Annotated in this window: 24 protein-coding genes and 1 tRNA gene; 15 read left to right on the forward strand and 10 right to left on the reverse strand. The window is 56.3% G+C overall.

The features are described from left to right. Positions 1–45: 45 nt before the first annotated feature. From HALTITAN_RS17515 to ispB, 8 genes are all read right to left on the reverse strand, one after another. Positions 46–225, reverse strand: a complete 180-nt coding sequence (locus HALTITAN_RS17515) for a transcriptional regulator (protein ID WP_176316341.1) — start codon at positions 223–225, stop codon at positions 46–48. Positions 226–342: 117 nt separating this feature from the next. Further along, positions 343–498: a DUF4113 domain-containing protein gene (locus HALTITAN_RS26395; protein WP_083868833.1), complete on the reverse strand. Its 156-nt coding sequence runs from the start codon at positions 496–498 to the stop codon at positions 343–345. Positions 499–831: 333 nt separating this feature from the next. Next, on the reverse strand, positions 832–1,251 hold the full coding sequence (locus HALTITAN_RS17520) for a type II toxin-antitoxin system HicB family antitoxin (RefSeq protein ID WP_022520765.1): 420 nt from the start codon (positions 1,249–1,251) through the stop codon (positions 832–834). Positions 1,252–1,289: 38 nt separating this feature from the next. Beyond that, positions 1,290–1,463 (reverse strand): type II toxin-antitoxin system HicA family toxin, encoded by a 174-nt coding sequence (locus tag HALTITAN_RS24960; protein ID WP_083868836.1) that lies wholly within the window; start codon positions 1,461–1,463, stop codon positions 1,290–1,292. Positions 1,464–1,792: 329 nt separating this feature from the next. Continuing rightward, the gene (locus tag HALTITAN_RS17525; protein ID WP_039859955.1) at positions 1,793–2,119 is read right to left on the reverse strand and encodes a type II toxin-antitoxin system HicB family antitoxin; all 327 of its coding nucleotides are present in this window, start codon (positions 2,117–2,119) and stop codon (positions 1,793–1,795) included. After that, positions 2,116–2,373, reverse strand: a complete 258-nt coding sequence (locus HALTITAN_RS25850) for a type II toxin-antitoxin system HicA family toxin (RefSeq protein ID WP_201764701.1) — start codon at positions 2,371–2,373, stop codon at positions 2,116–2,118. The genes HALTITAN_RS17525 and HALTITAN_RS25850 overlap by 4 nt, the downstream gene beginning before the upstream one ends. A 103-nt stretch (positions 2,374–2,476) precedes the next feature. Beyond that, positions 2,477–2,553, reverse strand: a tRNA-Pro gene (locus HALTITAN_RS17535). Positions 2,554–2,653: 100 nt separating this feature from the next. Next, positions 2,654–3,658 (reverse strand): octaprenyl diphosphate synthase, encoded by a 1,005-nt coding sequence (ispB, locus tag HALTITAN_RS17540; RefSeq protein ID WP_009287882.1) that lies wholly within the window; start codon positions 3,656–3,658, stop codon positions 2,654–2,656. A gap of 334 nt (positions 3,659–3,992) precedes the next feature. Here ispB and rplU point away from each other — a divergent pair, with 334 nt between their 5' ends. The 4 genes from rplU to proB all read left to right on the forward strand — a co-directional run bounded on the left by rplU (position 3,993) and on the right by proB (position 7,307). Beyond that, complete coding sequence (rplU, locus tag HALTITAN_RS17545) at positions 3,993–4,304, forward strand: 50S ribosomal protein L21 (RefSeq protein WP_039859961.1); 312 nt, start codon at positions 3,993–3,995, stop codon at positions 4,302–4,304. A 29-nt stretch (positions 4,305–4,333) separates the two neighbouring features. Beyond that, positions 4,334–4,591: a 50S ribosomal protein L27 gene (gene rpmA / locus HALTITAN_RS17550; protein ID WP_008957069.1), complete on the forward strand. Its 258-nt coding sequence runs from the start codon at positions 4,334–4,336 to the stop codon at positions 4,589–4,591. Positions 4,592–4,778: 187 nt separating this feature from the next. Further along, positions 4,779–5,966 (forward strand): Obg family GTPase CgtA, encoded by a 1,188-nt coding sequence (cgtA, locus tag HALTITAN_RS17555; protein WP_009287884.1) that lies wholly within the window; start codon positions 4,779–4,781, stop codon positions 5,964–5,966. A 201-nt stretch (positions 5,967–6,167) separates the two neighbouring features. Then, positions 6,168–7,307: a glutamate 5-kinase gene (gene proB, locus HALTITAN_RS17560; protein WP_039859963.1), complete on the forward strand. Its 1,140-nt coding sequence runs from the start codon at positions 6,168–6,170 to the stop codon at positions 7,305–7,307. Between the two features lie 20 nt (positions 7,308–7,327). Here the strand turns inward: proB and HALTITAN_RS17565 are convergent, their stop codons facing one another. Then, entirely contained in the window at positions 7,328–8,341 is a 1,014-nt protein-coding gene (locus tag HALTITAN_RS17565) for a DUF1853 family protein (protein ID WP_009287886.1), read from the reverse strand. Positions 8,342–8,461: 120 nt separating this feature from the next. Next, a complete protein-coding gene (locus HALTITAN_RS17570; RefSeq protein ID WP_039859964.1) occupies positions 8,462–8,941 on the reverse strand; it encodes a hypothetical protein in 480 nt (159 codons plus the stop codon). Positions 8,942–9,115: 174 nt separating this feature from the next. Between HALTITAN_RS17570 and HALTITAN_RS17575 the strand changes: the two genes are divergently transcribed. The 11 genes from HALTITAN_RS17575 (at position 9,116) to HALTITAN_RS17625 (ending at position 20,399) form a co-directional block, all read left to right on the forward strand. Continuing rightward, positions 9,116–9,475, forward strand: a complete 360-nt coding sequence (locus HALTITAN_RS17575) for a PepSY domain-containing protein (protein WP_022520757.1) — start codon at positions 9,116–9,118, stop codon at positions 9,473–9,475. A gap of 38 nt (positions 9,476–9,513) precedes the next feature. Beyond that, the gene (locus tag HALTITAN_RS17580; protein WP_022520756.1) at positions 9,514–10,188 is read left to right on the forward strand and encodes a response regulator transcription factor; all 675 of its coding nucleotides are present in this window, start codon (positions 9,514–9,516) and stop codon (positions 10,186–10,188) included. Continuing rightward, complete coding sequence (locus HALTITAN_RS17585) at positions 10,185–11,573, forward strand: sensor histidine kinase (protein ID WP_039859967.1); 1,389 nt, start codon at positions 10,185–10,187, stop codon at positions 11,571–11,573. Before HALTITAN_RS17580 ends, HALTITAN_RS17585 begins: the two co-directional genes overlap by 4 nt. A 19-nt stretch (positions 11,574–11,592) precedes the next feature. Further along, positions 11,593–13,512: an alkaline phosphatase D family protein gene (locus HALTITAN_RS17590; RefSeq protein WP_039859968.1), complete on the forward strand. Its 1,920-nt coding sequence runs from the start codon at positions 11,593–11,595 to the stop codon at positions 13,510–13,512. Positions 13,513–13,674: 162 nt separating this feature from the next. Then, entirely contained in the window at positions 13,675–15,432 is a 1,758-nt protein-coding gene (locus HALTITAN_RS17595; RefSeq protein WP_009287888.1) for an EAL domain-containing protein, read from the forward strand. Between the two features lie 114 nt (positions 15,433–15,546). Then, positions 15,547–16,512, forward strand: a complete 966-nt coding sequence (gene phnD, locus HALTITAN_RS17600; protein WP_009287889.1) for a phosphate/phosphite/phosphonate ABC transporter substrate-binding protein — start codon at positions 15,547–15,549, stop codon at positions 16,510–16,512. Between the two features lie 77 nt (positions 16,513–16,589). Then, positions 16,590–17,450, forward strand: coding sequence for a phosphonate ABC transporter ATP-binding protein (phnC, locus tag HALTITAN_RS17605; RefSeq protein WP_009287890.1), 861 nt, complete (start codon positions 16,590–16,592; stop codon positions 17,448–17,450). Then, positions 17,447–18,265, forward strand: coding sequence for a phosphonate ABC transporter, permease protein PhnE (gene phnE, locus HALTITAN_RS17610; RefSeq protein ID WP_009287891.1), 819 nt, complete (start codon positions 17,447–17,449; stop codon positions 18,263–18,265). Before phnC ends, phnE (HALTITAN_RS17610) begins: the two co-directional genes overlap by 4 nt. Positions 18,266–18,341: 76 nt before the next feature. Then, positions 18,342–19,157, forward strand: coding sequence for a phosphonate ABC transporter, permease protein PhnE (gene phnE, locus HALTITAN_RS17615; protein ID WP_009287892.1), 816 nt, complete (start codon positions 18,342–18,344; stop codon positions 19,155–19,157). A gap of 34 nt (positions 19,158–19,191) precedes the next feature. Further along, a complete protein-coding gene (locus tag HALTITAN_RS17620; RefSeq protein ID WP_009287893.1) occupies positions 19,192–19,821 on the forward strand; it encodes a histidine phosphatase family protein in 630 nt (209 codons plus the stop codon). Positions 19,822–19,886: 65 nt separating this feature from the next. After that, positions 19,887–20,399, forward strand: coding sequence for a C40 family peptidase (locus HALTITAN_RS17625; RefSeq protein ID WP_051052118.1), 513 nt, complete (start codon positions 19,887–19,889; stop codon positions 20,397–20,399). Positions 20,400–20,611: the final 212 nt, after the last annotated feature.

Raw genomic sequence — 20,611 nt, forward strand, 5'->3', positions numbered from 1 at the left:
TTTTTACCTTCTACTTCTCAAGCAGTAAGGTTCGGCTACGAACCGTTAAGCGCTATGGGAAGAACCGACGGGGTAGCGGTCATCTTCATATTTCTTGATGAGCAAGGAGAGTGCCTCAAGCTCATTAGCCTCTGGAGTACCAGCATCTGCGGCCCATAGCTCTTCTAGGCGAGCAAATGCACGATCAGGATCGGCATCGTTATGGATAGGCTGGATATTCATCATACAGTCTCCGCATTTACTTGGTCGTACTGTTGATGTGTGCCAACAAATCTAATCCAAGCAATCTGCTGCGCTTATTCTATGAACCCAGGTCGAAAGCTATTTTTCTTAGCCGTCACCCTAATCCGTATACATCTTCATCAACTCATACCAATTCGTCGTATAGCGCGGGCTTCGATTCGCGCAGCGCAGATGCCAGGGGGCATTCTTTTCCGGTAGCCCTAGGCTTACCGTTCCCTTCCCCATCTTTTCGTTTAACACATCCATGGTGACCATGAGCTTGTAGCTGAATTGGCGTTTTTCTTCCGTTTGCGGTGTGCCCGTTAGGCTGAGCTGTTGGCGGTTCTCGTCAGTCAGGTCGATCTCTTGTAGCCGTACTTGGGCCGATAGATCTTGCGCAGTTTAAAGGGGGAGGCAGGCTAGGTGTTGGGTGGTGCAGGTGAGACATTACATTGAGTAACGTTAAATTACTTGTTTGCAACTTAGCCAAACTTTGCCATATTGAAGGTGTCGCCTAATAGCACGCGTTGCGAGAACGCTTCGCCAGAATAATGCGGCAATAAAAACCCTCGGCTATTTGGAGTAGCCGGGGGTTTTGTTTTGCTTGGGTTATGCGCCTTTGCGTGCTCTGGCCAGTTCGGCCATGGCGACGCGGGAGAGAAAGCCCGAGCGGGTTTTGTCGCCGGGGTGGCTGGCCACAAAGTCGTCAATTTGCTTAACCAGTAAATCAGGTAATGTGACGTTGATCTTGTGGCTTTTGCCCAGATAGGGGGTCAGGTCGATATCCACCACCGCCCAGATCCAGCCGGCGTATTCAGGGTTGTCCATGTGGTGCTCAATAGACGTTGCTTCGGGAATGGGGTCGCCATAGTCCACGGCTACTTCCAGCCATCCTTCGATCGCTGCTTTCACATTGGCTAACGCCTCTTCAAAGGTGTCACCCGCTGAAAAGCAGCCGTTAAGATCGGGTACTACGACGCCATAGGCGTGCTGTTCGTCGCCGCGCTCAATTGCAATGGGAAACAACATACGTTGATCTCCTTTATGGGGGGCAGCAGTGGCCAACCTCATAAGAGGCCGGCGCTTTTTCTGATTGCTCTTACCAAGCCCGTTTTCAAATCCTTTTTAGGATGTGGCACGGTGACCGTGCCGGGCTTGGTAGGGTGCCTGAAGTGGTGGTGGCTGCCGTTGACTCTGACCAACTCCCAGCCATCTTTCTTCAGCAGTGTTCTGCTATCCACCTCCTGCCCCTGTGCTGTTAATTACTGGGGTTACTATAACCCCAAGTTTAAAAAGGGTCAACTTCTATAACCCTGATAACCCCAGTTTACTCAATGGGTGGTTCCGTCGATTATCCGGTGATTGTCGGTGTAAGAGATCTTTTACAAATCTTGTCGGCAATGGCTTACATCAATGGGGGCTTGAGGAGCTGGCTATGACGCTTGGATGCGCGAGCTGGAAGGAGCCAGCTTTTCTGTAAGGAGACGGATACCAAAGACCATCGGCCATTGGATGGCCGGGGATTATGTTTTTAAAACAGGGCATTGGGAAAATGAAGCGGCTGAATTGCTTAAACAGAAAGTTCGTGTTCGATAGCGGTGGTTACAAACTGATTAAGGCTTTGTCCTTTGGTCGTGGCGGCGTGTTTGTGCAGTTCTTCCGGTAGACGCACCTGAAACTTGCCAGAGTAGGACTTGGTGGGTTTAATGCCGCGCTTTTGGCATTCATCCAGAAAAATACGCAGCGAGATTTTGCCTTCGTCGCGTAGCCTGGCAACGCTATCGGCGTAGAAGTCGGCCCCGCCGCTTAGCTCAATGCATTCGCCACGGAACATTTCAATGTCGGGGTCGTACTGGATGACGGCGCGATAGCCGTCAATGATCATGATGTTATTCATGGCGTCTCTCCGTTCTCTCCTAACCATTTGCGTATGCTGGCCACTGCGCCCTTATCGGTATCCGGTGATGGGTGCGGGCGATGAAAAACACGCACTTCATCAAACAATACAACGGCTAATGCGGTCAAAGAACCGTCCTTGACGCGCTGGCTCTGCGAGCGGATTCGGATTTCAAACCAGGCGTAGTGACCACCGTTCGAGTCTTGGCGTAGGCGATAGGTAAATCGGGTTAGCTTTTGCGATGTATTAGCCATTTGCTGCTAGCCCCTAATGTTTCTGCTTGGAACCTGGAGCTACTGCAAATAAAAAAACGGCCACTTGCTATATTAGCTAAGTGGCCGTTTTTTCCGGAATTTTTGGTCGGAATAGCAGGATTCGAACCTACGACCTCTGCCTCCCGAAGGCAGCGCTCTACCAAGCTGAGCTATATTCCGAAGGTTGCCGAGCAATGCTTATCTGTGCTCAACAACGGAGGTGGATCATACTTAGCCAGAGGTGTTTTTTCAAGTCCTCGGCGGTGTGATCTAGCAATTTTTATGCTTGGCGATCAACCGCTAAGCGGGCCAATTGGGCCATGCTGTCGCGGTAGACGCTGGGCGGTAGGGCGTCCAGTTGTTGCAGGGCTTTATCGGCCATCTCTTCGGCGCGCTGGCGGGTATAGTCGAGTGCGCCGGTGGCGTGAATAATTTCCAGCACGGCGTCGAGCTGCTCAAGACCGCCATCGCGAATCACCTGACGAATCAGCTTGGCCTGTTCCGGCGTGCCTTGCTCCATGGCGTGGATCAGTGGCAGTGTTGGCTTGCCTTCGGCTAGGTCGTCGCCAACGTTTTTGCCCATGGCATCGGCGTCGCCCTGATAATCCAGCAGGTCATCGATCAACTGAAAGGCGAGACCTAAGTAGCGGCCATAATATTGGAGAGCGCGCTCCTGTTCCGGCGTTGCTTCTGCCAGCACAGCACCGCTGTGGGAAGCCGCTTCAAACAGCATGGCGGTTTTGCCCAAAATGGTCTCGAAGTAGTCCTCTTCGGAGATGCTGGGGTTGCCGATGTTGGTCAACTGCAGCACTTCCCCTTCCGCGATGATGCAGGTAGCGCCGGAAAGGATCGCCATAATGCGCATCGAGCCCACATCGACCATCATCTGAAACGAGCGGGCGTAGAGAAAGTCACCGACCAGTACCGAGGGCGCATTGCCCCAGGCGTCGTTGGCGGTTTTCTTGCCCCGGCGCATATGCGATTCATCCACCACGTCATCGTGTAGCAGCGTGGAGGTGTGCATAAACTCTATTAATGTGGCCAGCGGAATATGCTTGTCGCCGGTGTAGTCGAGGGAGCGGGCGGCTAGGAGTGCCAGTAAAGGGCGCAAGCGCTTGCCGCCGCTTTCGGTAATGTACTGGCCGATCGTTTCAACCAGTGGCACTTTAGAGTTGAGCTGCTCGACAATTGTCCGATTGACGGCTGCGAAATCATCGGCCACCACGGCATGCAGCGGTGAAGGCGTTGGGCTGTCAGGCTGGGCTGAGGAGACGTTAGCGGTCATGGGATACGTTCATCGCGGCAGATTGAGGCGGTAACTCCCGCCCATAGTGGAGGTCATGCTATGGGGCTGCCTGTTAGGCGTCAAGACACGCGCTGTGGTCACGCTATGATATGCCGTTATAAGGAGATGGTCGTGTCAATTGACAATAGCCTATGGTCTTGTGGTAAGAGAAGATAGTCGTTATAATCCGCGACCCACTCATCTTGCTCCCTGTCAGATGGCTCCAAAAGGGGCGCCACTCGCAGCAGGTCGATAAGAGCACGACTCGAAAGAGCGTAGGAGATGAGTGCCGTTTAACCGTTAGAACGGCATTAACGACAGTCCGGAGAGCGACATGTACGCAGTTATCAAAAGCGGTGGTAAGCAATACCGCGTTCAAGAAGGTCAAACCCTCAAGCTCGAGAAAATCGAAGTCGCTACCGGCGAAACGATTGAGTTTGACGAAGTGCTGATGGTCGCTGATGGCGATGACTTCAACATCGGTGCGCCGATGATCAGTGGTGCTAAAGTCTCTGCCGAAGTGGTTTCCCACGGGCGCGGCGATAAAATCACCATCATCAAGTTCCGTCGTCGTAAGCACCACATGAAGCGTCAGGGCCACCGCCAGTGGTTCACTGAAGTCAAAATTACCGGAATTTCTGCGTAAGCGGTCAATTCCCTTAGGAGGATTTTGCAATGGCACATAAAAAGGCAGCCGGCTCCACGCGTAACGGTCGCGATTCCGAGTCCAAACGCTTAGGTGTAAAACTCTTCGGTGGCCAAGCGGCGACTGCAGGTAACATCATCGTGCGTCAGCGCGGCACGCGTTTCCACGCGGGCACAGGCGTAGGCCTTGGTCGTGACCACACACTGTTCGCACTGAGCGACGGTTTTGTGAAGTTTGAGACCAAAGGCCCGAAAAACCGCAAGTTCGTTAGCATCGTTTCTGCCTAAACGGCTAGTGCTATGCTCGCGGTTGCGAGAAAAAAGGCCCCGCTATGGCGGGGCTTTTTTGTCGGTTAAATCTCTTTTCCAATACGCTTTACCAGAATGCTGGGTTTTACCAAGATACTGGTGGGAATAAAGGTTGGAGAAAAAGTAGTGCATATATTAGGGCGGCGGAAGCGGCCGGGAGAATCCAATGCAGTTCGTCGATGAAGCCTCGATTATTGTTGAGGCGGGCAAAGGCGGCAATGGCTGTCTGAGCTTTCGCCGCGAAAAATATGTGCCCAGGGGCGGCCCCGATGGGGGCGATGGCGGTCATGGTGGTAGCGTTTACCTAATTGGTGACGATGCTCTTAACACCTTGATCGATTTTAAATTCCAGCGCTTCTATAAAGCCCAGAACGGGCAGGGCGGCATGGGCCGCCAAATGAGCGGTAAGGCCGGTGAAGACCTGCACGTCAAAGTGCCGGTGGGCACCACGGTGATTGATGAAGACACCCTGGAAGTCATCGCCGATGTGACCGAAATTGGCCAGGTGGTGCTGGTGGGCGAAGGTGGTCGCCGTGGTTTGGGTAATATCCACTTTAAATCGTCTACCAACCGCGCACCGCGTCGGACGACACCGGGTACCGACGGTGACCGCCGCAACCTGCGCTTGGAAATGAAGGTAATGGCCGATGTGGGCCTGCTGGGCATGCCCAATGCGGGTAAGTCTACGCTGATTCGCTCGGTGTCCGCCGCCAAGCCCAAGGTCGCCAACTACCCGTTTACGACCTTAGTGCCCAACTTGGGCGTGGTAAAACTGGGTATGCACGAGCACTTCGTAATGGCCGATGTACCCGGCTTGATTGAAGGAGCCTCTGATGGCGCCGGTTTAGGGTTGCGCTTCCTGAAGCACTTAACCCGCACGCGGCTGCTATTCCACGTGGTCGACGTCGCACCGTTTGACGAGTCCGACCCGGTGGAAGCGGCAAAAGCCATTGTTCATGAGTTGGGGCAGTTTTCTCCGGCGCTTTCTGAGCGGCCGCGCTGGCTGGTGCTGAACAAGTTTGACCTGCTGCCGGAAGATGAGCGCGAAGAGCGCGCCCAGAAGATTATTCAGGCGCTCAACTGGGAAGGCCCGGTGTTCCGCATTTCGGCGATCAGCAGCGATGGCACCGATAAGCTGGTTCAGGCAGCCTACCGCTGGTTGACCGAGCAGCGCCGCCTTGAGCACGAAGATGAAGAAGCGTTGGCCCGTGAAGAAGAGATGCGCCGCCGCATGGAAGAGGAGTCGGTCGCGCGTACCGAAGCTCGCCTGGGCCGTCGGCGCAAGCGGGACGATGAAGATGATGAAGACTTCGACGACGATGATTACGACGTTGAAGTTGAATACGCCCCTTAGTGGTATTGAGCGGGTGCATTCGGTAGTCAGCTAAAATCGGTAGTAAGCTAAAAGGGGGCTGCGTTCGCGCGGCCCCTTTTATGGGCATCTGATTAAGTTGCAAGTGGCTGATTTAGTGGTGAGTATCTGATTTAGTGGTGAGTATCTGATTTAGTGATGAGTGCCTGATTAAGTTGTTAGCGTCTGATTGAGGTGGGTCGCATGGAAAGTAACGAGCAAATCCTGGGCCGCAGCGCGCTCAGCCGTGCACGGCGGGTCGTGGTGAAGATTGGTAGTGCGCTGCTGACTAACGATGGCCGCGGCCTGGACGAACCTGCCATCGGTGGTTGGGTGGATCAAATTGCCGCTTTGCACCAGCAGGGCATTGAAGTGGTACTGGTCTCTTCCGGCGCCGTGGCGGCTGGCATGGTGCGCCTTGGCTGGCAGGTGCGCCCCAGCGCCGTACATGAGCTGCAGGCGGCTGCGGCGGTAGGCCAAAATGGCCTGACCCAATGCTACGAGCAGCACTTTGCCCGCCACGACATGCTCACCGCGCAGATTCTGCTTACCCATGACGACCTTTCCAACCGCAAGCGCTACCTGAATGCGCTCTCTGCGCTGCGTACGCTGGTAGAGATGCGCGTAGTGCCGGTGATCAATGAAAACGACACCGTGGTCACCGATGAGATTCGCTTTGGCGACAACGACACGTTAGGCGCGCTGGTTGCTAACCTACTGGAAGCGGATGCGCTGCTGCTATTGACCGACCAGGAAGGCCTGTTTGACGCCGACCCACGGCACAACCCCGATGCCCAGATGATTGCCGAAGGGCGTGCCGACGACCCACGCTTAGCCGCCGTGGCAGGCAGCGGTGGCGCGCTGGGGCGGGGCGGTATGACCACCAAGGTGCGCGCGGCGCAGTTGGCGGCGCGCTCCGGGGCGGTCACGGTGATTGCCAGTGGCCGCCAGCCCGACGTAATCAACCGGATAATGTCGGGCGAAGCGCTAGGCACGCTGCTGCGTCCTGACCAAGTGCCCATGGCGGCACGCAAGCGCTGGTTGGCGGGTCAACTGCAGGTGCGTGGCACGCTGGTGCTGGATGCGGGGGCGGTCAAGGTATTGCGCGATAAAGGCTCAAGCTTACTGGCAGTGGGCGTGCGCGATGTACAGGGCGGTTTCAAACGCGGCGATATGGTGGTGTGTGTGGATGAGCAGGGTGCGTCAGTGGCCAAAGGCTTGGTGAACTATGGCGCTGATGAAGCGCGCCAATTGGCGGGCCAGCCCAGCCACCAGATCGAAGCCATCCTCGGTTACGTGGAAGCCCATGAACTGATCCATCGCGATAACCTTGTCGTTATATAGAGGCTTATTCTGGTCGTTTTTCAGTCCCGAATGCGGGGCGGTAGAGGCACTTGCCGGGGCCAGTCATCAGGTACCAAAAATAGCCGCTCGTAGCGTTGTTCATTGTGCTCCCGCTCTGAGAAGCACAGCATTACTTGCTGGGGTGAGCGCCAGGCGTGAACCTTTTCGATAATGGCAGGCAACTGCTCCGCCGCAGGGCGAAAAGCGCTGAGGGGCGGCGGGGCTAGCCAGTGAGGTTTTTCCAACCACGCCATGCGCGGCATGGCGGGAAACCGGGCTGCCAGCGCAGGCCAGTCACGTAAGTAGCACCAGGTACCTCGGCGATGGTCTGCCGTCGCGCCTTCGGGCGCTGGCATGGCGGCGTGCCAGGGGTAGTAAAGTACGCCGGGCATCGCCAACCGCTGGGTTAACTGCTCGCCTAAACGCAGATCAGAAACACCCAGATCCCGTGGCGTTAGCCAATGCGTAAGCGTTTCCAGCGCAGGCGCCGTGGTGGAAAGGGGGAGCTGGTGACGTCTGAGGTGAGAGCACTTAAGCGCCAGGCTGTCTAACCCGCCGGGGCCAATCCAGCGGCTTTGACTATTGGCTGCCCCAGGCCCTTCAGGCAGCCCCAGGTAGAACTTAATAGCGACTTCTAAATGTATCGGTGCCGGGTTGTCGCGGGTTCTGTACAGCATATCCAGCTCGCCCAGGGTGTTGCGCTGGCGGGTGATGCGCACGTTCCGGGCGAGCAGCCGTGTATTCGGTGCGTGATCTAATAGCATATGCCACAGGCGTTCGTGGTAATGGCCCATGCGCGTTGCGCGGCTGCCGTTCAACGCGGTTAGCGGTGATAGGCCAAGCTTACGTAGCCAGGGCAATAGTGCTTTCTCCAGCCCTAACTCTTTAATGGTGGGCCGCCCTCCACAGGGAATCGGCGGAGGAAGCACCACAAGATCAGGCGTGGAGATCAGCCAAGCCAAATCTCTTAGCACTGACACCGTGTTGCCGAGTTCTACATTCTCCAGCGCGCCGTCAATGCCTTCGTTCAGCACGGATATCTCCTCAGCAACCTGATAAGGTCAGCACTATCACTTTAGCTACATGATTTGTCAGCCTACCATAAACGCAGCGGGCTCCCCGTGGGGAGCCCGCAAAGCGATTAGCTGGATAAATTAATCGCGGTCAATTTGAGTCACTTCGGAAGAACCCTGACGGACGCTGATTTCTAGCTCACGGCCATCTTCGCCGCGGCCTTCAATATCGATGATGCCGCTTTTATCGATATCGAGATCTTCAAATTCAACCATACCCTCCTGGCTAGCTACGTCCAGTGCTTGACGGATATCGTCTTCGCTCATACCCCAGGCACCGGTAATCAGGCGCTCGCGTTTCTCTTGTAGCGTTTCACCGTTATCAAGAGAAAATTCCACATCGGCGTACCACTCATCGTCCAGCCAACCTTCTACCTCTACGCGGCCACGGCTTTTAATGCTAACTTCTTCGTAGTGGCTGAAACCGTAGTTATTGGCGTGGGTCAATACGTCATCAATGCGATCCATCGGTAGCGAATCGTCGGCCTGCACACTCCCTGCAGCCGCAGCAAGCAGCAGCGCAGAGGTCGGGATCAGCAGCATTTTTTTCATGGTGTTCATGGCAAATTCCTTCTTTACGTATCTGTACGAGAATCTCTGTACGTCAATGTTTATACAACAGTGAATAAACGGCATTCAGCGAATGCGACAGTGAATTTATACCACCCCGATACTTTCCTTAAGCTGACAAAGCTGTTCATCTAACGTTCATGTTGCCTTTGGCATGCTGACCCTATGAGTAAAATCCTACGCCACTTTAAAAAGCTACTGCGCAGCGTCCCTCGCCGCAACGTCACTGGGTTAGCCTTGGTGCTGTTGCTGGCGGGTAGCGCGGTGGGTGACCAACATTGGGAGTCGCTACATGGCGAAGTGCGCCGCGGTGAGGTCGTGCCTCTCGACACTATTTTGGATTGGCTGGAAGCGCACTATATAGGGGAAGTGCTGGAGGTTGAGGTGGAACGTGAAGGGGGTTATGTCGAGTATGAGATCAAATTGCTTGGCCCCCAGGGCCAAGTGGTCGAGTTCGAGTTTGATGGCCATAACGGCCAATTGATGGCCATTGAAGGGGTGCGTATCAATGATATGCGCCGCTAGCCTGTTGATGTCACTTGCCAAAAAAGGGTAGTTAGCCGATGAAGTGTTTGTTGGTAGAGGACGACCAGGCGCTGGCTCGCGAGCTTAGCCAAGCATTGCGCGATGGCGACTGGCTTGTAGAGCATGCGGCTAACGGTCAGGATGCTGATTTTCTGGTACGCACGGAAGCCTACGACACGCTGATTCTGGATGTCGGACTACCCGATGGCGATGGCACTCGCTGGCTTTCGGCATGGCGGGAAGATGGTATCGACCTGCCGGTGTTGATCCTTACCGCCCGGGAACGCTGGGCCGATAAAGCCGCGGGTTTTACTGCCGGGGCGGATGACTACGTCACAAAACCCTTTGAGCCCGCGGAAGTACTGTTTCGCCTGCGCGCCCTTGTGCGCCGCAGCCACGGCCATGCCCATCCAGTACTGAAAGTGGGTGAGTTGAGTTTGGATACCCACACCCAGCACGTCACCTTGGCAGGGCGTCCGGTGGGATTAACCGCCCAGGAAACCCGACTGCTGGGCTATTTAATGCACGCCGCACCGCGGGTGGTGAGCCGCACCGAGCTCTCGGAGCACGTTTATGACCGCGACCACGAGCCGGACTCCAACGTGATCGATGTTCAGGTCAGCCGCCTGCGTCGCAAGTTGGGCAGTTGGCGAATTGCCACCCTGCGTGGCCAGGGCTATCGCTTATTAGCAGAAGAGCCCGCTACCGAATGAGTCGACTCAATTCGGTCTGGCCTGAACTTTGGGTAAGGCGCTGGGCAAAGCGCTCTATAAGCCTGCGGCTACTGCTGGCGGTGCTAGTGATGATAGGGCTAGCGCTGCCCGTTGCGGGCACGCTGCTTTCTCATCATTACCGTGCCTCGGCCACTCAGGCCTTTGATGAGCGCCTGGGGGCCACCCTCAACGTCATCATGGCGGGCGTTACCTACGACCGCATAGAGCAACAGCTTGTCCATGACCGGGCGCTGGGCGACCCGCGTTTTGACAATGTCTACTCCGGCTGGTATTGGCAAATCACCGATGGCGAGCAGCATACGTTGGCCTCGCGCTCGCTGTGGGATCAGCGCCTGCCGGTGATTGATAGCGACACTCTTAGCGCTCGCTCGATACCTGGCCCTCGGGGGCAGTCGCTGCGCGTGGTGGAGCGTGATATCTATTTGGCGCCGTTAGAAACGCCGCTACATATTAGCGTCGCCGCCCGGGACGATGTGTTGGCCAGGGACATTGGCGAATTTCAGCGCCTGCTGTGGGGCGGTTTAGTGGGCCTGGGCGTGTTGTTGCTTGGCGTATTGGCGCTCCAGGTACGCTGGGGGCTAGCGCCACTGCGCCGCATGCACGCCAACCTGCATGAGGTGGAGCAGGGGCGCGCCGAGCAGTTAGATACCCGCTTGCCCGACGAGCTGGCAACGCTTGCTGCCTCAATGAACGCGGTGCTGGCCCGCGATCAGCGCTTGATTGAGCGTGGCCGCCATACCGCTGGCAACCTTGCCCATGCGCTGAAAACCCCGCTGAGCGTGATGCGCCTGCAGCTACGCCAGTTGCCGGAAGCGAACCGAGCCGCCTGGGAGGTTGAGCTAGAACGCGTGGATAGCGCGGTACGTCATCATTTGGCACGCGCTTCAGCGGCGGGCGAAGGCGTTCGCTTTGCGCCCATTGATTTACATGCCACCCTGGCGCCGCTGCTCAATGGGCTGGCCAGGCTTGCCCAGCGGCGTGGCATTGAGCTGCGCCAAACCTGGGCGGGTGAGATTAAAGTCCATATGGATGGGCAGGATATTCAAGAGCTGGTGGGTAACTTAATGGATAACGCGCTGCGCTGGGCGCATAGCGATGTGCAGCTACAGCTAGAGAGTGACGGGCAGCAGTTAACCTTGACCGTTAGCGACGACGGCCCCGGTATGAACGAATCAGAGTGCCAGCAGGCGGTGCAGCGCGGTAAACGGTTGGATGAACAGCGTTCGGGCAGTGGCTTGGGTTTGGCCATTGTGACTGATCTTGTCGCTCTGTATAGCGGCCAACTGCAACTTAGCCGCGCCAGCACTGGTGGGTTAAAAGTCGTGGTGGAGCTGCCCGTCGTCGCGCGTAATCGTCTCGTATAAATAATGGAGACCGCACCGAATGAATCGTACAGATACGCTGCCCGATATAGTCGCCGGCCCCCTATTAAGACGTATCAGCACTACACGGCTGGTACTTTGGCTCGTCGCCACTCGGCCACTGAACATGGCATTAGTGCTGCGCCCAGGGCACGCCGATAGCCAGTCAATCGGCTTAGCGCACCACCAGCAGTGCATCCCCATCGGTCAGCGGGCCTTTATCTACCTAATTGATTGTGAGCTTGAGTCAGCGCTGCCCTGTGACGAGCGCATCGAGTACGACCTGCAGGTGGGAACACAGCAGGGCGAGTGGCGCTCTCTGCCCGAGTGGGCGCCGTGGCTCTGTTATGATGGCGCCGCCTATCCTGCCTTTGTGATTGCATCCCGCCATCACCGCCTGATGCATGGCTCCTGCCGCAAGCCCCATCACGACAGTGCCGATGGCCTGGTGCGCGCCGACAGTTGGCTTGCTGAGCAGCAGTCAGCGCCCACCGAGTGGCCCGCTTGGCTGCTGATGACCGGTGACCAGGTGTACGCCGACGACGTGGCCGGGCCGATGCTACGCGCCGTGCATGCGTTGATTGAGCGGTTAGGGCTGGTGGATGAGCGGCTGGAAGGCGCGACTGTCGACGATAGCCAGGCGCTCTACCGCTCGCCGGATAGCTACTATCGGCGCGCGGAGCTGCTGCCCGATGTGACCAGCAACGCGGCACTGCGCGAGCGCTTCTTCGGCGGTGTCAAAAAGCCAGTGTTTACCTCGGCGAATGCCCATAATCACTTGATGACGCTGGCTGAAATGCTCGCCATGTACTGCCTGGTGTGGTCGCCGGTGCCCTGGCAGGTGATTGCCCCTAAAGCGCCTGCCTTAGATGAAAAAGACGCCGAGCTCTATCGTCAGGAGCAGGCGGTAATCGATGCCTTTGCTGAAGGCTTGCCCCAGTGTGCTCGGGTGATGGCGCATCTGCCCAGCCTGATGATCTTCGATGACCACGACGTTACCGACGACTGGAACCTAACCGCCGACTGGGAGCGCGCCGCCTACGGTCACCCGTTCTCTAAACGTATTATCGGTAACGCTCTGGTGGCCTATCTGCTTTGCCAAGCCTGGGGTAACGATCCGGATAAATTGAACCCGTTAGCCCATCATGCCTTGACCCTGCTGGGTGATGGCGAACAACCGCTAGTCTGCGCTGAACAGGATGGGCTGATCGAGCGATTGCTGCGTTTTCAGGGCTGGGAGTTTCAGGTGCCCGGCACTCCCGCACTAATTGTGCTGGATACCCGCACCCGACGCTGGCGCAGCGAACGCAGCCCGCATCGGCCTTCAGGCTTGATGGACTGGGAGGCGCTAATGGAAATGCAGCAGGCGCTAATGGGGGCCAAAAGTGCGGTGATTGTCTCTCCCGCACCGATGTTCGGCGTCAAGTTGATAGAGGGAATCCAAAAGCTGTTTACCCTTGCCGGTAAGCCGTTGGTGGTGGATGCCGAAAACTGGATGGCGCACCGGGGAGCGGCCAATACGCTGCTGCAGATTTGGCGGCACTCCAAAACCCCAGGCAACTACGTGATTCTATCTGGCGACGTGCACTACTCGTTTGTCTACGACATTGTGGTGCGTCATCAGCGCCGTTCTCCCCATCTGTGGCAGATCACCTCAAGCGGGATCAAAAACACCTTTCCCAAAAATCTGCTCAATACCTTTGACCGGCTCAATCGCTGGCTCTATGCGCCGTGGTCGCCGCTTAATTGGTTCACCAAGCGCCGCAAGCTAAGCGTTCACCCCCGCGATCCTGACCGCGCCAGCGCGGGTGAACGGCTGTGGAACGCCAGCGGCATTGGCTTAGTAACGCTGGATGAAAAAGGCCACCCTATCGATATCCGACAGCTCGACGCCGACGGTAGCGAGGTGGTCTTTCCGGCGCGAGAAAAACCGCTCATTTAACGTCAGTGTAGCGTCAACTGACTGATGTCCTTGATGATTGTCATTATAGCGTCACAAAAATGACGCACGCTTGCTTGCAGCTTATCAACCAACTCCAGGGAAGGTGACACATCATAGGAACCACCGCTGGTTATTAGGGTGGCAGAATAGGGCAGCAGGCAAATGACCGCACAAGAATCGCAGTGGTTGCAAAAGATTATTGCAACAGAAGAGTTGCACGTGCTCTTTCAGCCCATTGTGGATGCCAGCCAGCAGGCGATTTATGGCTACGAAGCACTGATTCGTGGGCCTAAAACATCGCCGCTTCACTCGCCGTTACGACTGTTTGAAGTAGCCACTCAGGCCGGAAAGCTGGTGGAATTAGATATACTCTGCCGACGGTTAGCCATCTACCGCTTTGCAGAGCTCGATCTGCCGGGCCTGCTGTTTCTTAACGTTATGCCGTTGACGATCGTAGAGCGTGATTTTCGCGAAGGCTTAACGCTTGGCTTTATTCGTGACAGCGGCTTGCCCCCAGAGCGGGTGGTGATCGAGCTCACTGAACACGTGCCAATCCACGACTACGAGCTAATGCGCCAAGCGGTGGATCACTACCGCACCATGGGCTTCCAGGTGGCGCTGGATGACCTCGGTGCAGGTCACTCAAGCCTGCGCCACTGGTCGGAGCTGCGCCCGGATTTCGTTAAACTCGACCGACACTTTATCTCCGGCATTGACCAGGATCCTGCCAAGCGAGAGTTCCTGCGTTCGATTCTCGATGTGGCGCGTAGCCTGGACTGCCAAGTGATCGCCGAAGGGGTGGAGACCGCTGCTGAGCATCTTTGCTTGTGGGAACTCGACCGTGGGCTCGCACTACTACAAGGCTTCTATTTCGCCCGACCCAACCAGCAGCCGCCTTTAGAACTCAATATGGTGCTGCCAGCGAGCACCCAATTAAAAAGCCCTGCGGGTCGCACCACGCGCTCGATTTTACGGGCTACCGATGCCATAACTACGGATTGCGCAGTGCCGTATATCTCCGAGCGATTTCGCCAACAACCCAGTTTGCGCTGCGTGGCCGTGCTGGAGAATGGTAAGCCCGTGGCTGTGGTGCGACGCAACTCGTTTTTAACTCTATTTACCAACCCCTATAGCCATTCGCTTTATGCCAAGCGCCGTGTGCTGGACGTTGCTGATGCACGCATGCTGGTGGCCGAAGCGGATACTCCGCTTGAGATTTTGAGTCAGAAGTTGACCGACAGCCGGGATATTGAGCAAGAGGACTTTGTCATCGTTAACGCTAACGGTGACTACCTGGGGATGGGCAATATCGTTGACCTTTTGCGTGAGATTACCGCGATTCAGGTGCGCCAAGCGCGGCATGCCAACCCGCTCACCGGCCTGCCGGGTAATATCCTGATCAATGAAACCCTGGCGGCTTATTTGGCCTCCGGGCATGGGTTTGCTGCGGCCTATGTTGACTTGGATAACTTTAAAGCCTTTAACGATGCCTATGGCTACGCCCGAGGTGACCACATCATCATTTCGCTATCGCGGCTGCTGCAAGCACAGGTAGAGAATGCCGGGGGCTTTATTGGCCATATTGGCGGCGATGATTTTATGATGTTGCTGCCGCTTGAGTACTGGGAAAGTGTTTGTCAGCAAATTCTACACTCATTCGAGGTGATGGCTCCGGGCTTCTATGAAGAGGCTGACCGCCTTCAGGGCGGGATTCACATCGAAAACCGTCAAAATAGAATGACGTTTTTTCCCTTTGTGAGCGTCTCGATTGCGGTAAAACCCATCCATGATACGACTACCTGCCAATCGCTGGATATCGCAGGCGAGCTTTCTGAGCTGAAGCACCAGGCCAAAAAAATTCCCGGTAACAGCCTGTTTGTAGAGCGCCGCGGTCACGAGGCTTTTCAAGCTGTAGATTAACTGTCCTTCGCCAAAACGTCACGAAGTGGTCATATAAGTGCCCCATTTCTGTCATCTGGAGTCGTCAGGATGTTGTCATCTTTTAATAACTCTACAGAACGCTACAGGTGACCCATGCAGACATTATCCCTCTCCCGCACGTTAATCAGTGCCGCCGTTGCCAGTGCCTTCGCTTTGGCCGCAGTGAACGCCTCTGCGGATCTGTCTTCACGCTATGTGGATAACGATGGCGATATGGTCGCCGATGTCCCCAGCGACGAGTCACAGTGGGTTGACCCGGATACCTTGGTGTTTGCCTATACACCGGTTGAAGATCCTGCGGTTTACGCTGATGTCTGGTCTGGTTTTTTGGATCACCTGAGCGAAGCCACCGGTAAAAAAGTGCAGTTCTTTCCGGTTCAGTCCAACGCTGCCCAGCAGGAAGCGCTGCGCGCTGGCCGTCTCCACGTAGCCGGTTTCAATACCGGCGGCGTACCGGTCGCGGTTAACTGCGGTGGTTTCCGCCCTTTCGCCATGATGGCCGCGGAAGATGGCAGCTTTGGTTATGAGATGGAGATTATCACCTACCCAGGAAGCGGCATTGAAGCCGTTGAAGACTTGCAGGGTCGCCAACTAGCGTTTACCTCAGAGACTTCCAACTCTGGCTTCCGCGCCCCCTCTGCGCTGCTGCGCTCTGAGTACGGTATGGAAGCGGGGGAAGATTTTGAGACCGCTTTCTCTGGTTCTCACGACAACTCCATTCTCGGCGTGGTCAACGAAGACTACGACGCGGCGGCGATTGCTAACTCCGTGGGCAAGCGGATGATTTCCCGCGGTGTAGTGAACGAAGGTGATTACGACATTATCTACACCTCACAAACCTTCCCCACCACCGCTTACGGGCTGGCGAATAACCTGAACCCGGAACTTGCCGAGAAGATTCAGGATGCGTTCTTCAGCTACGACTGGGAAGGCACTGCCCTAGAGTCAGAATTCGCCAACTCCGGTGAAGCGCAGTTTATTCCGATTACTTATCAGGATAACTGGGCGGTTATCCGCACCATCGCTGACGCCAACGGCGTGACCTACGACTGCGATTAATCTTTAAGCAGTACCCCAATACGATCGGCCAGAAGGGCAACCTTCTGGCCGAACCGCTATGTAGATGAGGCACTTCCATGTTGACACTCACCGGCGTTGGTAAACGTTACCCTACCGGGGATCGAGCGCTGACGGATATTGAACTAACGCTGCCCAAAGGCCAAGTGATGGCGCTGATTGGTCCATCTGGCGCGGGTAAAAGCACACTGATTCGCTGTGTGAACCGGTTGGTTGAGCCTACTCAGGGCAGTATTCGCCTGGACGGCACGGAACTGACAAAGCTCTCGGGACATAAGCTGCGTCATGCCCGCCGCTCCATGGGAATGATTTTTCAAGAGTATGCGTTAGTAGACCGCCTAACCGTGATGGAAAACGTGCTTTCAGGTCAGCTCGGTTACGTGGGCTTTTGGCGCAGCTTCCTGCGCCGCTACCCGCAGGAGGCTGTGATTGAAGCCTTCCGTCTATTGGAGCGAGTGGGGTTGCCGCATGCCATCGATAAACGTGCCGATGCCCTGTCTGGCGGCCAGCGCCAGCGGGTGGGTATCGCCAGGGCGCTCCTGCAAAGCCCCAAGCTGTTGCTGGTGGATGAACCCACCGCCAGCCTTGACCCAAAAACTTCGCGCCAAATCATGCGTTTGATTCGTGAGCTGTGCGCAGAGCGAGAACTGGCGGCGATCATCAATATTCACGACGTAGCGCTGGCCCAGCAATTTGCTGACCGCATTGTCGGCCTGCGGGCGGGTGAAATCGTCTTTGATGGCCTTCCCAGCGAACTCACCAGTGAGATCCTCACCACGATTTATGGTGAAGAGGACTGGGACACCACGCCTGAGCCAATGGACGAAGAAGTCAGCGGCGATGAGACGACTAACACTGCTCCGATTAATCCTCCCTACGCGCGGGTGATGTCGTCAATCGAAGCGGGGGCAGCACGATGAGCGAGCAGGCACGCCAGCAGGCGGCGCAGCGCGGTCAGTGGCGGCGACTACCGCTAATTGACAGTCCTCGCTTGCGCTGGGGGCTTGCCATTGGTGCAGTGGTGTATCTGTTTTTAGCGCTTGCCTCGGTAGAGGTGAACTGGGAACGGGTGGCGGAAGGCGCGGGCCGGGCGGTTAATTTTTTAGGCGCCTTTATGCAGCCTGACTTTGTCAGCCGCTACGACGATATCGTTGCGGGCTTGCTGGAAAGTTTGACCATGACGCTCACCTCCACGGTATTGGGTGTACTGCTGGCGATCCCCGTGGGTTTAGGGGCAGCGCGTAACATTTCACCACTGCCGATCTACTTTGTGTGCCGCGCGATTATCGCCGTTTCGCGTACGTTCCAGGAGATCATCATTGCGATTCTGTTTGTGGTGATGTTCGGCTTCGGGCCCTTTGCGGGCATGATTACTCTGGCCTTCGCGACGATTGGCTTTATGGCCAAGCTACTGGCGGAAGATATTGAAGATTTGGATTGGCGGCAGGTAGAAGCAGTACGCGCCACGGGCGCCAGTTGGTGGCAAACCATGAACCACGCCGTGCAGCCCCAGGTCATGCCGCGTTTGATCGGGCTCTCCATGTACCGTTTGGATATCAACTTCCGTGAGTCCTCGGTGATTGGCATTGTCGGCGCAGGCGGTATTGGCGCCACGCTGAATACCTCGCTGAGCCGCTATGAGTACGACACCTCCGCGGCGATTCTGCTGATTATCATCGCCATTGTGCTGCTGTGCGAGTACAGCTCAAGCCATGTCCGCCGCTGGACGCAGTAAACGCTGATTCAGTAAACGCTGATTCAGTAACTGCTGGATCCGTAATTTCTGGCCCCTTAATTTGTCGAGAGTTTAAATGCCTGTTTCCACTACACCTCAGGGTCTGCCGGTTTGGCGGCGGCGCACTACTCGCGCTCAATGGTTGCAGTACCTGGCTTGGCTGGCAGGTGTCAGCCTATTTCTGCTCTGCTGGAAGATGATTTCCGACAATACCATGTGGGTGTTTGTGGAAGATGCCGGCCGCCAGGGAGCAGATCTGATCAGCCGCATGACCCCTCCCGAATGGGGCTACGCCAATGTGCTCTGGAAGCCCATGTGGGACACCATCAATATCGCCACTTTGGGCACCGCGTTAGGGATTATGATGGCGTTTCCGGTGGCATTTTTAGCCGCCCGTAACACGACGCCGCATCCGCTGGTGCGCAGTTTGGCGCTGATGGTGATCGTTTCATCGCGCTCCATTAACTCGCTGATTTGGGCGATGCTACTGGTCACCATTCTTGGCCCCGGCGTACTGGCGGGGATTATTGCCATTGCCCTGCGCTCCATCGGCTTTGTGGGCAAGCTGCTTTACGAAGCGATTGAAGAGATCCATCCCACGCCCGTTGAGGCGATTAGTGCTACCGGCGCGAGTCGACTGCAGGTGATGAACTACGGCGTGCTGCCCCAGGTGATGCCCGCGTTCGCGGGGATTAGCGTTTACCGCTGGGACATTAATATCCGTGAGTCGACGGTGTTGGGCTTGGTCGGGGCAGGTGGTATTGGTCTGCAGTTGAATGCCTCGATCAATAGCCTCGCCTGGGATCAAGTTAGCGTCATCTTTATTATGATTTTCGCTACCGTGCTGGTGTCGGAGTGGATTTCCGCACGCGTGCGTCACGCAATTATCTAAACTGCAAGCTGCCTAAATCGGCGAGGTTACCCCTATGCGCTTTCCTGAAGCCGAACAAACAACGATTGACTTACTGCGCCATGGTGAGCCGGTGGGCGGGCGTATGCTCCGCGGCTCCACCGACCATCCGCTGAGTGAAACCGGCTGGCAGCAGGTGACCGATGCAGTCATGAGGCAAACGGTCGACGGGCATTTGCCCTACGATGCGATCGTTACCTCGCCGTTAACACGCTGCCGCGAATTCGCCTTATGGCTGGGGGAAGAGTTTGATCTGCCCGTTCAGGTGGAAGACGATTTCGCCGAGTTGTATTTGGGGCAGTGGGAGGGCAAAACCCACGCTCAGGTGTTTGCCGAAGAGGGCACCGAGCGAATGAGTGCATTTTGGTACGACCCTGCCACGGTGTCGCCGCCCGGTGGTGAAAGCCTACAAGCCTTTGACGCGCGCCTGGCCGAGGCCTGGCAGCAGCTGCTAAAAAATCCACCGGGCAAGCATGTGCTGGTAGTGGCGCATCTGTTTGTCTGCAATGGCCTGCTGCGCCGGGTGATTGAGCAGCCGCTTTCGCGGGTACTGGCAATGGATTTACCCTACGCGGCAATGAGCCGGGTGCGGCATGAACGCCATGCGCTGGGTGAAACCAGCTTTGTCGAGTGGATTGGCCGCTAACCATTGGCGGCTAGGCATGCTTTGCGCCATCATGAAAGCACGTTGATTTATTGGAGTGGCTGCCCATGCTACTGGTTCGCCTGTGGCCTCTACCTTGCGGGTTGGCACCTTCTGGAAGGTGGCTGCTTACCTGCCTGTTACTACTGGCACTAGCGGGTTGTGCCAGCCGCGATCTTACCCCCATTGAGGCGCCTCCTAACCGTGCAGAACTCTCTATGGAGCGTGCGCTGATTCTCTCCCATGCTCAGCAGGCCATTGGCACACCGTATCGTTTTGGGGGAAATACGCCCGATGGTCTGGACTGCTCTGGCTTAGTGGAAATGACCTACCGGGCGGCGGGTATTCGTGTTCCGCGTTCCGCCGATGAACAGTTTCGTGCCTTGCCACAGGTGAAAAAACCACGCCCTGGTGATCTGCTTTTCTTTGGCGACCGTCGCAAAGCGACCCACGTAGGAATTTATCGTGGCAACGGCCAAATGATTCATGCACCTGGTAAGGGCCGTGCAGTAGTCAGCGTGCCGTTAGAGATCGATTACTGGCAGGCGCGCTTTTTGGGTGCCGCCAGTCCAGCGCCTTAAGGAGCGCTCAATTCAGCCGCTTGTTAGGCCTGAAAATCCGTCAGACTTTATGATTTGAATCAATATAGAGTTCCCCAAACGCCCTATACTCGCGCCGCTTGTCGTTATTTCATCCCCTAAAATTAATCGTATTTCACTAAACGGCAAAGTGCGGCAGACTTAGCTAAACGCGTCAGTTGATGCGGACAATAATAATCAAGCACGCCGCTTAC

The sequence above is a fragment of the Vreelandella titanicae BH1 genome (assembly GCF_000336575.1).
Classification (GTDB): domain Bacteria; phylum Pseudomonadota; class Gammaproteobacteria; order Pseudomonadales; family Halomonadaceae; genus Vreelandella; species Vreelandella titanicae.

What these genes read in the sequence shown, in the direction of transcription:
- HALTITAN_RS26395 (WP_083868833.1), bottom strand. Translation starts at nt 498, where the DNA reads ATGGTCACCATGGATGTGTTAAACGAAAAGATGGGGAAGGGAACGGTA.
- phnE (WP_009287892.1), top strand. Translation starts at nt 18,342, where the DNA reads ATGCCTGTTTCCACTACACCTCAGGGTCTGCCGGTTTGGCGGCGGCGC.
- rplU (WP_039859961.1), top strand. Translation starts at nt 3,993, where the DNA reads ATGTACGCAGTTATCAAAAGCGGTGGTAAGCAATACCGCGTTCAAGAA.
- HALTITAN_RS17570 (WP_039859964.1), bottom strand. Translation starts at nt 8,941, where the DNA reads ATGAACACCATGAAAAAAATGCTGCTGATCCCGACCTCTGCGCTGCTG.
- HALTITAN_RS17595 (WP_009287888.1), top strand. Translation starts at nt 13,675, where the DNA reads ATGACCGCACAAGAATCGCAGTGGTTGCAAAAGATTATTGCAACAGAA.
- phnD (WP_009287889.1), top strand. Translation starts at nt 15,547, where the DNA reads ATGCAGACATTATCCCTCTCCCGCACGTTAATCAGTGCCGCCGTTGCC.
- ispB (WP_009287882.1), bottom strand. Translation starts at nt 3,658, where the DNA reads ATGACCGCTAACGTCTCCTCAGCCCAGCCTGACAGCCCAACGCCTTCA.
- HALTITAN_RS17515 (WP_176316341.1), bottom strand. Translation starts at nt 225, where the DNA reads ATGATGAATATCCAGCCTATCCATAACGATGCCGATCCTGATCGTGCA.
- phnE (WP_009287891.1), top strand. Translation starts at nt 17,447, where the DNA reads ATGAGCGAGCAGGCACGCCAGCAGGCGGCGCAGCGCGGTCAGTGGCGG.
- HALTITAN_RS17585 (WP_039859967.1), top strand. Translation starts at nt 10,185, where the DNA reads ATGAGTCGACTCAATTCGGTCTGGCCTGAACTTTGGGTAAGGCGCTGG.
- HALTITAN_RS17625 (WP_051052118.1), top strand. Translation starts at nt 19,887, where the DNA reads ATGCTACTGGTTCGCCTGTGGCCTCTACCTTGCGGGTTGGCACCTTCT.
- HALTITAN_RS17620 (WP_009287893.1), top strand. Translation starts at nt 19,192, where the DNA reads ATGCGCTTTCCTGAAGCCGAACAAACAACGATTGACTTACTGCGCCAT.
- HALTITAN_RS17520 (WP_022520765.1), bottom strand. Translation starts at nt 1,251, where the DNA reads ATGTTGTTTCCCATTGCAATTGAGCGCGGCGACGAACAGCACGCCTAT.
- phnC (WP_009287890.1), top strand. Translation starts at nt 16,590, where the DNA reads ATGTTGACACTCACCGGCGTTGGTAAACGTTACCCTACCGGGGATCGA.
- cgtA (WP_009287884.1), top strand. Translation starts at nt 4,779, where the DNA reads ATGCAGTTCGTCGATGAAGCCTCGATTATTGTTGAGGCGGGCAAAGGC.
- HALTITAN_RS17590 (WP_039859968.1), top strand. Translation starts at nt 11,593, where the DNA reads ATGAATCGTACAGATACGCTGCCCGATATAGTCGCCGGCCCCCTATTA.
- HALTITAN_RS17580 (WP_022520756.1), top strand. Translation starts at nt 9,514, where the DNA reads ATGAAGTGTTTGTTGGTAGAGGACGACCAGGCGCTGGCTCGCGAGCTT.
- HALTITAN_RS17575 (WP_022520757.1), top strand. Translation starts at nt 9,116, where the DNA reads ATGAGTAAAATCCTACGCCACTTTAAAAAGCTACTGCGCAGCGTCCCT.
- rpmA (WP_008957069.1), top strand. Translation starts at nt 4,334, where the DNA reads ATGGCACATAAAAAGGCAGCCGGCTCCACGCGTAACGGTCGCGATTCC.
- HALTITAN_RS25850 (WP_201764701.1), bottom strand. Translation starts at nt 2,373, where the DNA reads ATGGCTAATACATCGCAAAAGCTAACCCGATTTACCTATCGCCTACGC.
- proB (WP_039859963.1), top strand. Translation starts at nt 6,168, where the DNA reads ATGGAAAGTAACGAGCAAATCCTGGGCCGCAGCGCGCTCAGCCGTGCA.
- HALTITAN_RS17525 (WP_039859955.1), bottom strand. Translation starts at nt 2,119, where the DNA reads ATGAATAACATCATGATCATTGACGGCTATCGCGCCGTCATCCAGTAC.